Source organism: Streptomyces sp. NPDC028368, from assembly GCF_055565615.1.
Genome location: NZ_JBVHTY010000018.1, coordinates 117,634 through 130,940, shown reverse-complemented (window position 1 = coordinate 130,940; position 13,307 = coordinate 117,634). Strand labels below are relative to the sequence as shown.

At 71.2% G+C, this 13,307-nt stretch carries 10 protein-coding genes; 6 read left to right on the top strand and 4 right to left on the bottom strand.

Going from position 1 to position 13,307, the window contains the following annotated elements; translation table 11 throughout:
- Nucleotides 1-271: 271 nt before the first annotated feature.
- The 3 genes from ACZ4S3_RS33175 to ACZ4S3_RS33165 all read left to right on the top strand — a co-directional run bounded on the left by ACZ4S3_RS33175 (nt 272) and on the right by ACZ4S3_RS33165 (nt 4,356).
- Entirely contained in the window at nt 272-1,495 is a 1,224-nt protein-coding gene (locus ACZ4S3_RS33175) for an aminotransferase-like domain-containing protein (RefSeq protein WP_467941006.1), read from the top strand.
- A 124-nt stretch (nt 1,496-1,619) separates the two neighbouring features.
- Nucleotides 1,620-2,405, top strand: coding sequence for an SDR family oxidoreductase (locus tag ACZ4S3_RS33170; RefSeq protein WP_467941001.1), 786 nt, complete (start codon nt 1,620-1,622; stop codon nt 2,403-2,405).
- A gap of 370 nt (nt 2,406-2,775) precedes the next feature.
- Nucleotides 2,776-4,356: a sodium:solute symporter family protein gene (locus ACZ4S3_RS33165; protein WP_467940999.1), complete on the top strand. Its 1,581-nt coding sequence runs from the start codon at nt 2,776-2,778 to the stop codon at nt 4,354-4,356.
- A gap of 58 nt (nt 4,357-4,414) precedes the next feature.
- Here ACZ4S3_RS33165 and ACZ4S3_RS33160 read toward each other — a convergent pair whose 3' ends face one another.
- The gene (locus ACZ4S3_RS33160) at nt 4,415-5,536 is read right to left on the bottom strand and encodes an ADP-ribosylglycohydrolase family protein (RefSeq protein WP_467940996.1); all 1,122 of its coding nucleotides are present in this window, start codon (nt 5,534-5,536) and stop codon (nt 4,415-4,417) included.
- A 297-nt stretch (nt 5,537-5,833) separates the two neighbouring features.
- Here ACZ4S3_RS33160 and ACZ4S3_RS33155 point away from each other — a divergent pair, with 297 nt between their 5' ends.
- Complete coding sequence (locus ACZ4S3_RS33155) at nt 5,834-6,793, top strand: D-2-hydroxyacid dehydrogenase family protein (protein ID WP_467940991.1); 960 nt, start codon at nt 5,834-5,836, stop codon at nt 6,791-6,793.
- 70 nt (nt 6,794-6,863) lie between these two features.
- Nucleotides 6,864-7,121: a hypothetical protein gene (locus ACZ4S3_RS33150; protein WP_467940988.1), complete on the top strand. Its 258-nt coding sequence runs from the start codon at nt 6,864-6,866 to the stop codon at nt 7,119-7,121.
- A 15-nt stretch (nt 7,122-7,136) separates the two neighbouring features.
- Here ACZ4S3_RS33150 and ACZ4S3_RS33145 read toward each other — a convergent pair whose 3' ends face one another.
- The 3 genes from ACZ4S3_RS33145 to ACZ4S3_RS33135 form a co-directional block, all read right to left on the bottom strand.
- The gene (locus ACZ4S3_RS33145) at nt 7,137-9,845 is read right to left on the bottom strand and encodes a bifunctional FO biosynthesis protein CofGH (protein ID WP_467940984.1); all 2,709 of its coding nucleotides are present in this window, start codon (nt 9,843-9,845) and stop codon (nt 7,137-7,139) included.
- Nucleotides 9,846-9,947: 102 nt separating this feature from the next.
- Nucleotides 9,948-10,349 (bottom strand): VOC family protein, encoded by a 402-nt coding sequence (locus ACZ4S3_RS33140; protein ID WP_467940982.1) that lies wholly within the window; start codon nt 10,347-10,349, stop codon nt 9,948-9,950.
- A gap of 248 nt (nt 10,350-10,597) precedes the next feature.
- Nucleotides 10,598-11,422 (bottom strand): TIGR03619 family F420-dependent LLM class oxidoreductase, encoded by an 825-nt coding sequence (locus tag ACZ4S3_RS33135; protein WP_467940980.1) that lies wholly within the window; start codon nt 11,420-11,422, stop codon nt 10,598-10,600.
- A 217-nt stretch (nt 11,423-11,639) separates the two neighbouring features.
- Here ACZ4S3_RS33135 and ACZ4S3_RS33130 point away from each other — a divergent pair, with 217 nt between their 5' ends.
- Nucleotides 11,640-13,196 carry a CehA/McbA family metallohydrolase gene (locus tag ACZ4S3_RS33130; RefSeq protein WP_467940978.1) on the top strand — a complete coding sequence of 519 codons (1,557 nt, stop codon included), beginning with the start codon at nt 11,640-11,642 and terminating at the stop codon, nt 13,194-13,196.
- The last annotated feature ends 111 nt before the right edge of the window (nt 13,197-13,307 follow it).

Below are 13,307 nucleotides of genomic sequence, written 5' to 3'. Positions count from 1 at the left end.
CGTCCTCGACGGGCGCGACGGGTTCGATGTGCTCACTGTGTTCGCGGTCCTCGGTCATGACAGACAGGTGTAGCTGACGTTGCGTCAGAACGGGAGGGGCGGGGCAGGGCGCACAGCGATACGGCGGCATACCGGTCGAGCTGCCCACGATGCGGGCGGATCTGCGCACCGGCCACCCGGCCGCTTAAGCTCACCGCCCTCTGCAGCTAACGCCGGTTAACGCTGGGTACGGCGGCCGGCGCAGCCCGCGATCCGAGCGATTGGAGCCGTTATGCCGAACGCGATCCTTGCCGACGCCACCGCGCCCGTCCCCGCACTCGCCGCCCGCGTGGCGCGGACCGGCAGCTCCCCCGTACGCGACATCCTGGCGCTCACCGCCCGGCCCGAGGTCATCTCGTTCGCCGGCGGGCTGCCCGCGCCGGAGCTGTTCGACGCGACGGGCATATCGGCGGCCTTCCGGCATGTGCTGAGCGAGGAGCCGCGGCGGGCGCTGCAGTACTCCACCAGCGAGGGCGATCCGGCGCTGCGCGCGGCCGTCGCGGCGCGCACCACGGCGCGCGGGCTGCCCACGGATGCCGACGACCTGCTGGTGACCACCGGCTCCCAGCAGGGGCTGTCCCTGCTGGCCGGCGCCCTGCTGGAGCCGGGCGATGTGGTGCTGGTCGAGGACCCCTGCTATCTCGCGGCCCTGCAGATCTTCTCCCTCGCCGGGGCCCGGGTGGTGCCGGTGCCGACCGACGACGAGGGCCTGGACCCGGCCGCGCTGGACGAGATCGCCGCGCGCGAGAACCCCAAGCTGCTCTACGTCATCCCGACGTTCCAGAACCCGACGGGCCGCACCCTGTCCGCCGAGCGGCGGGCCGCGGTCGCGCAGGTCGCCGCCCGGCGCGGGCTGTGGCTCGCCGAGGACGACCCGTACGGCGAGCTGCGCTTCGAGGGCGAGCCGCAGCCGTGGGTGGCGTCGTTCCCGGGCGCCGAGGACCGTACGGTGCTGCTCGGCTCGTTCTCCAAGGTGATGGCGCCCGGCCTGCGGCTGGGCACACTGCGCGCCCCGGCGGCGCTGCGGCGCGCCTGCACCGTCGTCAAGCAGGCCGCCGATCTGCACACCTCGACGGTCGACCAGGCCGCCGCGGCACGGTACTTGACGGTCGCGGACCTGGACGCGCACCTGGCGCGGGTGCGCGGCGCCTACCGTGAGCGGCGGAACGCGCTGGTGGACGGGTTGTCCGCGGCGCTGCCGGAGGGATCGCGGTGGAACCGTCCGGCGGGCGGGATGTTCGTATGGGCGACGCTGCCTGCGGGGTATGACGCGACGGCGCTGCTGCCGGAGGTCGTCCGGCATGACGTGGCGTATGTCCCCGGGGCGCCGTTCTTCGCCGGGGCGCCGGACCCCGCGGCGGTCCGGCTGTCCTTCGTCACGCACTCACCGGAGGAGATCCGGGAGGGCCTGGCCCGGCTGCAGCAGGCGCTGGAGGGTGCGCGCCGGGACGGGTGAGGCACGATGCGGCGCCGTAGCTGACGGAACCGCCCCTCCCTTCTGGCCATTCCGGCTCCCCGGCCCTACCCTGACGACCTGCCTGACGCATCGTCAGGGATTGGCCCGGGGCCGGGAGGCGCGCATGCTGCTCCAGAACAAGACCGTCGTCGTCTCGGGCGTAGGGGCCGGGCTCGGCCATCAGGTCGCGGCGGCCTGCGTACGGGACGGGGCATCGGTGGTCCTGGGGGCCCGCACGGAGGAGAACCTCGCCAAATCGGCGGCGGACATCGACCCCTCGGGGGAGCGTACGGCCTGGCGGGCGACGGACATCGCCGACGAGGCACAGTGCGAGGCGCTGGCCGCGCTCGCCGTGGAGCGGTTCGGGGGCATCGACGCGGTGATCCACGTCGCCGCACTGGACTCGCTGTTCGGCGGCCTGAAGGACGCCGACTTCGACTCCTGGCGCCGCGTCGTCGACGTCAACCTCTTCGGCACCCTGCGGATGACCCGCGCCTGCCTGCCGTCGCTCACGGCGCGCGGCGGCGGGTCGGTGGTGATGATCGGCACCCAGTCGTCGGTCGCCGCGCCGTCGCAGGTGCAGCAGGCGGCGTACGCGGCATCCAAGGGCGGGCTGGTCTCGGCGATGTACTCGCTGGCGCGCGAGCTGGGGCCGGACCGGATACGGGTGAACACCGTGCAGCCGGGGTGGATGTGGGGCCCGCCGGTTCAGGCGTACGTACGGTTCACGGCGCACAACGAGGGCGTACCGGAGCCGGAGGTACTGGGCCGGCTCACCGAGCGGATGGCACTGCCCGAACTGGCGACGGACGCCGATGTTGCCGACACCGCGGTCTTCTTGGCCTCCGACCGGGCCCGCGCCATCACGGGCCAGTCGCTGCTGGTCAACGCGGGCGAGCTGATGCGCTAGGCGGCGACCGTCGCCCCCTCCCCTTCCCTGCTTCCTCCCCTTCCCTCCTTCCTCCCCTTCCCTGCTTCCTCCCCTTTCCGTTCCCGGTGACTGTTGTCGGACCGTGCGTTCGGGCAAGCGGCGCCCGGCGAAGTGTGCGTTCATCGTGTGTTCGGCAGCGCACCCGAGACAACGCCCCCAAAGGTCAAGGAGAAGTAAAATCGTTCTCTTTGTTGACCGTGGTTCACATTCATGACCATCGGTGCCCTTGACCGGTCCGCTCGCCGGACGGTTCAATCCCCCCAAGTCCCCGGCCTTGCGCGGAGACGCCGCCCCACAGGACGTCACGGCGAAGTGATCCCTGTTCACAAGGCGGACCCCTGGAGGGGGCATGAACAGTCTCGACTGGGCCGTACTCGTCGGCTACTTCGGCGTGATGGTCGCGATCGGCGTGTGGTCGCACAAGCGGGTGGACGACGTCAGCGACTTCTTCACCGCGGGCGGCAAGATGCCCTGGTGGCTGTCCGGCATCTCGCACCACATGTCCGGCTACAGCGCCGTGATGTTCACCGGGTACGCCGGCATCGCCTACCAGTACGGCGTCACCTCCTACGTCACCTGGTCCTTCCCCATCGCCATCGGCATCGCCATCGGGGCCCAGCTGTTCGCGGGGCGGCTCAACCGGCTGCGGTCGCGGCTCGGCGTCGCCTCACCGCTGGAATACCTCAAGAGCCGCTACAACCTGCCGACGCAGCAGGCGCTCGCCTGGTCCGGCGTCCTGCTCAAGATCGTGGACGTGGGCGCCAAGTGGGCCGCCATCGCCACCCTGCTGTCCGTCTTCACCGGCATGTCCCTCAACCAGGGCATTCTCATCACCGGCGTGATCACCGGCGTCTACTGCACGGTCGGCGGCCTGTGGGCGGATGCGCTCACCGAGCTGGGGCAGTTCGTCATCCAGCTGCTGGCCGGGGTCGCCATGCTGGTCACCGTCATGGACGAGCTGGGCGGCGTCAGCTCACTGTGGGCCGTATGGGACAAGCTGCCGGACAGCCACACCCAGCCGACCGTCGGCCCGTACACCCTCACCTTCCTGCTCGCCTACCTCTTCATCAAGACCTTCGAGTACAGCGGCGGCATGTGGAACCAGGCCCAGCGCTTCATGGCCACCCGCAACGCCCGGCAGGCCAAGCGCTCGGCACAGCTGTCGGCGGCGCTGTGGTTCGTCTGGCCCGCGGTCCTCTTCTTCCCGATGTGGGTCGCACCGCTGCTGGTCAAGGCCCAGAAGCCGGACGCCTCCGACTCGTACGCGCTGCTGACCGAACGGCTGCTGCCGCACGGGCTGTTGGGACTCGTCATCGTCGGCTTCTTCTCCCACACGATGGCCATGTGCTCGTCGGACGCCAACGCCATCTCTGCGGTCTTCACCCGCGATATCGCGCCTGCGATGTCGGTCAGGGCCCGGGGCTGGAGCCACCGGGCGGGGCTGCTGGCGGCGCGGCTGTCGACGGTGTCGTTCCTCGCGCTGTCGATGGCGATCGCGACACAGGTCAACTCGCCGGCGTTCAAGGACATCATCACCGTCGTCATCAAATGGGTGGCCGGGCTCGTCGGGCCGATCTCCATCCCGTTCCTGCTCGGCATGCTGCCGGTGTTCCGCAAGTCGGGCCCGACGGCGGCGCTCACGTCCTGGGCGGCGGGACTGTTCGCCTTCTGGCTGACGAACTACGGCGTGAGTGACGTGCAGTTGCAGGTGCAGATCGTGTCACCGGTCGCGACGTCGCTGGTGCTGTTCCTGGTGGTGGGACTCATCAGGCCGGAGGGGACGGCGGAGCGGGATGCGCTGCTGGCGCGGATCAACTCGGGGGGCGACGGGGAGGCGGCCGCGCCGCTGCCGGTTCCGGAGCAAGGGATGCCGTATGCGGAGGAAGAAGCACCGCATACGGAGGAGGGGGACGCGCCCAGGTCCGTATGACGGTGGCCGTCAGAAGGCCCCGGGGCGGCCGGCGGCACCACGCACGCGGCGCACGGCACTACGCACGCGGATAGCGGGCGAGCCACCCCGGGGCCGAGCCCGCCGGCCCGTGCAGCGCGGGCCCCTGCGTCATCTCCATGGAGAAGTCGTCGGCCAGCTGGAGGATCGTCTCCCGGCCCTCCAGCTCGACCAGCAGGTCGGGCGGCAGCGCCGTCTCGCCGTGCAGGGTGCCCAGCAGGTTTCCGCAGAGGGCGCCGGTCGAGTCGCTGTCGCCGCCGTGGTTGACGGCGAGCAGCAGACCGTGCCGGATGTCCTCGGCCACCAGTGCGCAGTACACGCCGATCGCCAGCGCCTCCTCGGCCGTCCAGCCCTCCCCCAGCGCCTCCACCCGGGCGGGTGTCGGCATTCCCTGCCGTACGGCGCCGAGCGCGCGCTTGAGGGCGTCGGTGGTCTCCTCGTGGCCGGGGCGGGTGGCCAGATGGGCCAGGGCCTTTTGGACGGCGCCGTCGAGATCCTCGCCGCGGGCCAGCGAATGGCTGATGACGGCGAACGCGCCGGCCGCCAGATAGCCGGTGGGGTGCCCATGGGTCTGCGCCGCGCATTCGACGGCCAGCTGGAAGACCAGCTGCGGCTCCCAGCCCACCAGCAGCCCGAACGGCGCGGAGCGCATCACCGCGCCGCAGCCCTTGGAGTCGGGGTTCTTGGGCTTGTCCAGGGTGCCCATCACCTCGTCGCCGAGGCCGCTCAGGCAGGCCCGGCCGGGCGCCCGCCGGGAGTAGAGCCACTCCTCGCGGGCGAGCCAGCCGTCGTCCTTCTTGCGTTCGTCCGGGCCCCAGTCGCGCTGGGTGGCGGCCCAGCGCAGGTAGGCGCGGTGGACGTCGGTGGGCGGATGCCAGGCGCCGGTGTCGCGGCGCACCTGGGCCCGTATCAGGCCGTCCACCGTGAACAGGGTCATCTGGGTGTCATCGGTGACCGCGCCGCGCCGCCCGTAGGCGGACACGAAGTCCGTCACACCCTCCTGGCCGTGCGCCTCGCGGATCGTGTCCAGGGAATCGAATTCGATCCCCGCGCCGAGCGCATCGCCGATGGCGCCGCCGAGCAGGCAGCCACGCACCCGACTGCGGAAGTCCTGCTGTTCGGCGCGGCCCCAGATCGCGGTGCTGCCTGCCCCTGCACTCACGCCGAAACTCCCCCAACCCTCGGCCGGGGGGACCCCCACGCCCGCCCGGCCTCGCATGCGCGCGGCGCGCACCCTTCAGGGGCTCGCTCGCTGCGTTCGCTCACTGCGCCCCTCCAGAAAATCACTACGTCCAGGGGCCTTGCAGGCTCCCCGCCGCAGCACTGTAATCGACCAGGAATGATCAAATTAGGCCCGGGATCGTAATGTGAGCAGTCCCCCACGGCCGCTGTGACGGCTCACGGAGATTGCCAGGATTGCGCCCCCCACACGCCCCCGACCACGCCGGGAGAATCCCCGATGACTCCGCGCTGCGCCGTACTCGACGACTACCAGGGCGTCGCCCTCTCCATGGCCGACTGGACCCCACTGGACGGCATCGTGGACGTCCGTACGCTGCGCCGGCCCTTCGGCTCCGAGGACGAGGTGGTCGAGACGATCGCCGACTGCGAGATCGTCGTCGCGATGCGCGAACGCACCCCGTTCCCCGCCTCGCTCCTCGCCCGGCTGCCGCGCCTGCGGCTGCTGATCACGTCCGGAATGCGCAACGCCTCGATCGACCTGGCGGCCGCCGCCCGGCACGGCGTCACCGTCTGCGGTACGGCCAGCAACACCGAACCGCCCGTCGAGCTGACCTGGGCGCTGATCCTGGGCCTCGCCCGCAACGTCGTCACCGAGAACACCGCGATGCGCGCGGACGGCCCCTGGCAGAGCACGCTGGGCGCCGATCTGCACGGCCGCCGGCTGGGTCTGCTCGGCCTGGGCAAGATCGGCACCCGGGTCGCCCGGGTCGGCCAGGCCTTCGGCATGGACGTGGTCGCCTGGAGCCAGAACCTGACCGCGGAGCGCGCCGCGGAGGCCGGGGTACGCGCCACCGCCACCAAGGACGAACTCCTGGAGACCAGCGACTTCGTCTCCGTCCACCTCGTCCTCGGCGACCGTACCCGCGGCCTGATCGGCGCCCCCGAACTCCGCCGGATGCGCCGCACCGCCTACCTCATCAACACCTCCCGCGCCGCCATCGTCGACCAGCCCGCCCTGCTCGAGGCCCTCCGCGAGGAACGCATCGCCGGCGCCGGCCTCGACGTCTTCGACCACGAACCACTGCCCGCCGACCACCCGCTGCGCACCCTCCCGAACGTCCTCGCCCTGCCCCACCTCGGCTACGTCACCCGGCGCAACTACGCGGCGTACTTCCAGCAGGCGGTGGAGAACATCGTGGGGTTCGTGGACGGGAGGGTTCTGCGGGAGCTGAGGTGAGGCGGGCCGCTCCGGCCGCGGGCTCATCCGTTCGACCATGGCGGCGCCGCATGCTGGGCATGCTCCCCCCATGTCCGAGTACGAGTGGGATCGCACCACCATGGCCGTCGTCGCCTCCGCCCTCTCCGGCGACAGCGACGGCGCGGTGGAACTCCTCCGGCCGCTCCCCCAGCGCGACGTCTGCCATATCGCCGTACGGCTGGCCGCCATGGCCGCCGACGCGCTGATCGTCGCCGCCCAGGACACCGGAGGCGACCGCGAGGAGGCGCTGTCGCAATGGCAGCAGTGCATCCTGCAGCACGAGTCGGAGTACGACGGGGAGCAGTAAGGAGCAGTAAGACAGCTACTCCACCACCGGCAACAGCTCCGGCAGATGCCCGTCCGACGCCAGCGCCGCGGCCTGCCGCTCCTCCGTCACCGGGCCGTAGGTCGTCGTACGCGGCCTGGCCGGGCGTCCCGCGGCGTCGGCGATGGTGACCAGGTCCTGGATGGAGCGGTATGAGCCGTAACTCGAGCCCGCCATACGGGAGATGGTCTCCTCCATCAGGGTGCCGCCGAGGTCGTTGGCGCCCGAGCGGAGCATCTCGGCGGCGCCTTCGGTGCCGAGCTTGACCCAGCTGGTCTGGATGTTGGTGATGTGCGGGTGGAGGAGGACCCGGGCCATCGCCGTCACGGCGCGGTTGTCGCGGGTGGTGGGGCCGGGCCGGGCGATGCCGGCCAGATAGACGGGGGCGTTGGTGTGGATGAAGGGGAGGGTGACGAATTCGGTGAAGCCACCGGTCTCCTGCTGGATCTCGGCCAGGAGGCGGAGGTGGCCGAGCCAGTGGCGGGGCTGGTCGACATGGCCGTACATCATCGTCGACGAGGAGCGGATGCCCAGCTCATGGGCGGTCTTGATGACCTCGACCCAGGTGGCGGTGGGCAGCTTGCCCTTGGTCAGGACCCAGCGGACCTCGTCGTCGAGGATCTCGGCGGCGGTGCCGGGGATGGTGTCCAGGCCGGCGGCCTTGGCCTCGCTGAGCCACTCGCGGAGGGAGAGGCCCGTGCGCGTCGCTCCGTTGACGACTTCCATCGGCGAGAAGGCGTGCACATGCATGCCCGGGACGCGTTCCTTGACGGCGCGGGCGATGTCGAAATAGGCCGTACCGGGCAGGTCGGGGTGGATGCCGCCCTGCATGCAGACCTCCACCGCGCCGACGTCCCAGGCCTGTTGGGCACGGTCGGCCACCTGGGAGAGGGACAGGGTGTACGCGTCGGCGTCGGTGCGGCGCTGGGCGAAGGCGCAGAAGCGGCAGCCGGTGTAGCAGACGTTGGTGAAGTTGATGTTGCGCGTGACGATGTACGTGACGTCGTCGCCCACGGTGGCGCGGCGCAGGTCGTCGGCGATACGGCAGAGCGCGTCCAGAGCGGGCCCATCGGCGTGCAGCAGAGCCAGCGCCTCGGCGTCGGTGAGCCTGGTGGGGTCATCGGCGGCCTGCGACAGGGCCTGCCGTACGTCCGCGTCGATGCGGGAGGGCACCATCCCGGGGGCGGCGGCCTCGCGCAGCGCCTCCCAGTCGCCGTAGACCTCGTCGAAGTCGTCGCGGCGGTCGGCTGTGCGGCCTTCGGTGTCGATGGTGTGGTGCAGGTCCGTACGGCCCGAGGCGGCCATCGAGAAGCCTTCATCGGGCTCCTGCCAGGGCAGGCCGACCACGGGGGCGTCCTCGACGGCCAGGCCCGTCTCCGGGTCGGCGAGGGCCCGGACGTGCGGCAGCAGACGCGGGTCCAGCCAGGGCTCGCCCCGCTGGATGAACTCGGGGTAGATGGGCAGCCGTTCGCGCAGCGCGAAGCCGGAGGCGGCGCAGCGCTCGGTCAGCTCGTCGATCTGCGGCCAGGGGCGCTCGGGGTTGACGTGATCGAGGGTCAGCGGGGAGACCCCGCCCCAGTCGTCGATCCCGGCGTCGATGAGCATCGCGTACTCCCCGTCGACCAGATTGGGCGGCGCCTGGATCCGGGTCGAGGGGCCCATGATGTGCCGGGCCACCGCGATCGTCGCGGCCAGCTCTTCCAGTTCGGCGTCCGGCATTCCGCGCATGGCCGTGTCCGGCTTGGCGCGGAAGTTCTGCATGATCAGTTCCTGGATGCCGTGATACGCGCGCTGGACGCGGCGCAGCGCGAAGATCGACTCGGCGCGCTCCTCGTAGGTCTCGCCGATGCCGATCAGCAGTCCCGTGGTGAAGGGGACGTTGGAGCGGCCGGCGTCCTCCAGGACGCGCAGCCGGACGGCGGGCTCCTTGTCGGGCGAGCCGTAGTGCGGGCCGCCGGGCTCGCTCCACAGCCGCTCGGCGGTGGTCTCCAGCATCATGCCCAGGGACGGAGCCACGGGCTTGAGGCGCTGGAAGTCCGTCCAGGACAGCACTCCGGGGTTGAGGTGCGGCAGCAGGCCGGTCTCTTCCAGGACGCGGATGGCCATGGCCCGTACGTAGGAGAGCGTGTCGTCGTAGCCGTGCGCCTCCAGCCATTCGCGGGCCTCGGGCCAGCGGTCCTCCGGCTTGTCGCCGAGCGTGAACAGGGCTTCCTTGCAGCCCATTTCGGCACCGCGGCGGGCGATGTCGAGCACCTCGTCGGGCGACATGAACATCCCGTGGCCGTCGCGGCGCAGCTTGCCGGGGACGGTGACGAAGGTGCAGTAGTGGCATTTGTCCCGGCACAGGCGCGTCAGGGGGATGAACACACCGCGCGAGTAGGTGATGACGCCGGGGCGCCCGGCGGCCTCCAGGCCCGCGTCCCGCACCCGGGCCGCGGAGGCGCACAGGTCCCTGAGGTCCTCGCCGCGGGCCTGCAGCAGTACCGCCGCCTCGACGACATCCAGCGCCACGCCGTCGCGGGCCCGCTTGAGCGCGCGGCGCATGGCGTTCGCCGTCGGACGCTCCGGACGGCCCGCGGCGGCGCTCGTCGCCGTCGCCGTCACCCCGTCGACCGCTCGGTCGGATGCCTGGCCGTCTTGCCGGTCGGATCCCTGACGGTGCCGCTGGTCAGATCCCTGGTCAGGTCCCTGCGCGCTGGAAGTCATCCTCCGAGCATACGAGCGCCCGCTGACACTGCCGCCGCCCGACAACCGCCCGTTGATGTGCCGCTGATCACGTCAGACGGAGGTTCCCTCCGCGCGGGTGGGTTACAGACCGGCCAGCAGCTCGTCCGAATACGTCCGGGTCAGGAACTCCATGTTGTGGCCGTCGGGGTCGTCGAGGTACAGACCGCGGCCGCCGTCGTGGGTGTTGATCTGCTGTGCCCGGGTGTGCATGGGGTCGGCCCAGTACGAGAGATCCCGCTTCTCTATCCGCGCCAGGATGGCGTCGAACTCGCCCTCCGTCACCAGGAACGCGTAGTGCGTCGGAACGAACTCCTTGCCGGAAGCAACCGCCTCGGCGTAGTCGAGGGTCACCCCGTTGTCCATCTTGACGGCGGCGAACGGGCCGAACGCCTTGGGCTCCGGAGCGTCCAGGAGGCCGGCCAGGAAACGTGCGGAGGCGAAACGGTCGGTGCTGTGCACGATCGTGTGGTCGAGGCTGGGCATGTGCATCTCCTTGGACCGTTGATCTGCGAATACTGCTCTGTGGCAGGCCGGCCTGCAGAGGCTGCCACCGGTCCGTGGCGCTCTGCGGATCCGTCACCATCAACGCTACGACCGTCCGGAGCGGACGCGGATCGGTCTTCGGTACCGACCCGCGCCAGGTGGCCGTACTCCAATGGTCCTAGGCAGCCGCCCTTGGCCTCACAGAGCAGCCGCCCTTGGCCTCACAGATCTGGCCTCCCGGGTACGCCTCACAGGTACTGCGCGAAGTCGTCCAGTGTCCGCAGCACCTCCGCCTCCCCGGCCGGCGGCAGTTGCAGCACCACCTCCTGGAGGCCCAGCTCGCGGTAGTACGCCAGCTTCCCGGGCGAGGGGCGGACCGCGTACGGCACCACTACGGGCTCACCCGCGCGCCCGGCGTCCGCCCAGGCCTGACGCAGCACGGGAAGGGTTTCGGTCAGGCCCCGCCCGCCGATCGGCAGCCAGCCGTCCGCGTACTCGGCGATCTGCCCGAAGAGCTTGGGTCCGGCCGCCCCGCCGAGCAGGGTGCGTGGCGCACCGTTGGCCGGTTTGGGGTGTGCGAGGGATGCCCGTACGGACCCGAACTCGCCCTTGTAGGCGGTGGGCTCCTCGGCCCACAGTGCCCGCATCAGCGCCACCCGGTCGCGCGTCAGCTCGCGCCGGGTCGACCACTCCACGCCGTGGTCGGCGGCCTCCTCGACGTTCCAGCCGTAGCCGATGCCGAAGGTGAAACGACCGCCGGAGAGGAAGTCGAGCGTCGCGATCTGCTTGGCGAGGTCCACCGGGTCGTGCTGGGCGACCAGGGTGATGCCGGTGCCCAGGCCCAGCCGCTCGGTGACGGCTGCGGCCTGGCCGAGCGCGATGAACGGGTCGAAGGTGCGGCCGTATTCGCGGGGCAGTGGCTCGCCCATGGGGGCGGGGGTGTCGCGGCTGGCGGGGATGTGGGTGTGCTCGGGGAGATAGAGCCCGGCGAACCCGCGTTGTTCCAGCTCGCGGGCCAGCCGGTCGGGCCGGATCGTCTCGTCTGTCAGGAAGATCGTGGTCGCGATCCGCATGCTGGGACACCTCCGTCAGGCGGGTGGGTGACCGAATGTTGCCTTACCGCCCGCCGGTTATCCACAGCCCTTTCCCTTCGTGTCACACCCGCGTACAACAGTTTTCACACGGCGATACGCGGCGACAGCGAGCCGATATGCAGCGATACGGAGCGAGACGAAGCGGCATACGCAGCGATATGCGAAGCGGCGTCATGAGGCGGCACGGGGGGCGGGGATGGAACGACGCGATGTTCTGAGGCTTTCGGCGGTTGCGGGTGCGGCGGGCGCGCTTACGCTCGGCACTGTGAGCTTCGCCGACGCGGCGCCCGGGGCCGGGCGCACCGAGCGGGCCGATGGGGCCGCAGGGTCCGGTGGGCCCGATGGATCCGAGGGGGCCGAGCAGACGCGCCGGGTCACCGGGCATCTGCCCACCGGGGCGCCGGACTTCGTCTACCTCCCCGTGGAAGTCCCGCACGGTGTACGGGAGATCGCCGTCGCCTACCGCTACGACAAACCCACCGTCCCCGAAGGCACGGCCGGCAACGCCTGCGACATCGGCATTTTCGACGAGCACGGGACGGATCTCGGCGGCGCCGGATTCCGCGGCTGGTCGGGCGGGGCGCGTACGGAATTCTTCCTGCGCGCCGACGACGCCACCCCCGGCTACCTCCCGGGCCCCGTCAACGCCGGGACCTGGCATATCGCCCTCGGCCCGTACACCGTCGCCCCGCAGGGGCTGGCCTACGACGTCACCATCACCCTCCGGTACGGCGCCCCGGGCCACACGCCCGCCCCGGTCTACCCTCCCGAACGTGCCCGCGGCCGCGGCCGCGCCTGGTACCGAGGCGACAACCATCTGCACTCCGTCTACTCCGACGGCAAGCGCACACCGTCCGAGATCGCGGCGCTGGCCCGCGCCGCCGGGCTGGACTTCATCACCACCTCCGAGCACAACACCACCGCGGCGCACCGCGCCTGGGACGGCCTGTGGGGCGATGACCTGCTCATCCTGACCGGTGAGGAGATCACCACCCGCAATGGCCATGTGGTGGCGATGGGCACCGATCCCGGTGTCTTCATCGACTGGCGCTACCGCGCCCGCGACAACGCCTTCGGCAAGTACGCACGCGCCATCCGCCGGGCCGGCGGGCTGGTCATCCCGGCGCATCCGCACGCCACGTGCATCGGCTGCAACTGGAAGTTCGGCCTGAACGACGCCGATGCGGTGGAGGTCTGGAACGGCCCGTACACCCCCGATGACGAGGTCACCCTCGCCGAGTGGGACAACACCCTGGTCGCCCACACCCGCGGCCGCGCGGCCTGGCTCCCGGCCGTCGGCCACAGCGACGCGCACCGCGACCCGGACGTGGTGGGCCTGCCGCAGACCGTTGTCCTGGCCGAGGACCTTTCGCGGCGCGCCGTCCAGGACGGCATCCGGGCGGGCCGGGTCTGGATCGCCGAGTCCTCGAAGATCGACCTCGCCTTCACGGTCACCGGCGAACGAGGCGAACACGCCGGCATCGCCGACCGCCTGGAGGTCTCCCGCACGGCCAGGGTCACCGCCCGGCTGAAGGTCTCCGGCGCCCCAGGCTGCACGGTTTCCTTCGTCACCGACCAGGGGCGCCTGTACTCGTCCCCGCTCCCGCCCTCCGGCGCCGGGACCGTGAACTGGCAGACCACACCCGACTACGCCGCCTATATACGCGCCGAGGTCCGCCACCCGGCCACCACGGCGGGGCTTCCTGGGCCCATGGCGGCGATGACCAATCCGGTCTTCCTGGGGCGGGACTGAGGGGGTACAGAGGCGTGCGACTGGCGGCCGGCGGGGGAAGGCGGGGCGTGCGGACGGTGTCGGAATAACCGGAGTTACCAACCGGTTACGCAGCACAGTTCCCCCCGCACC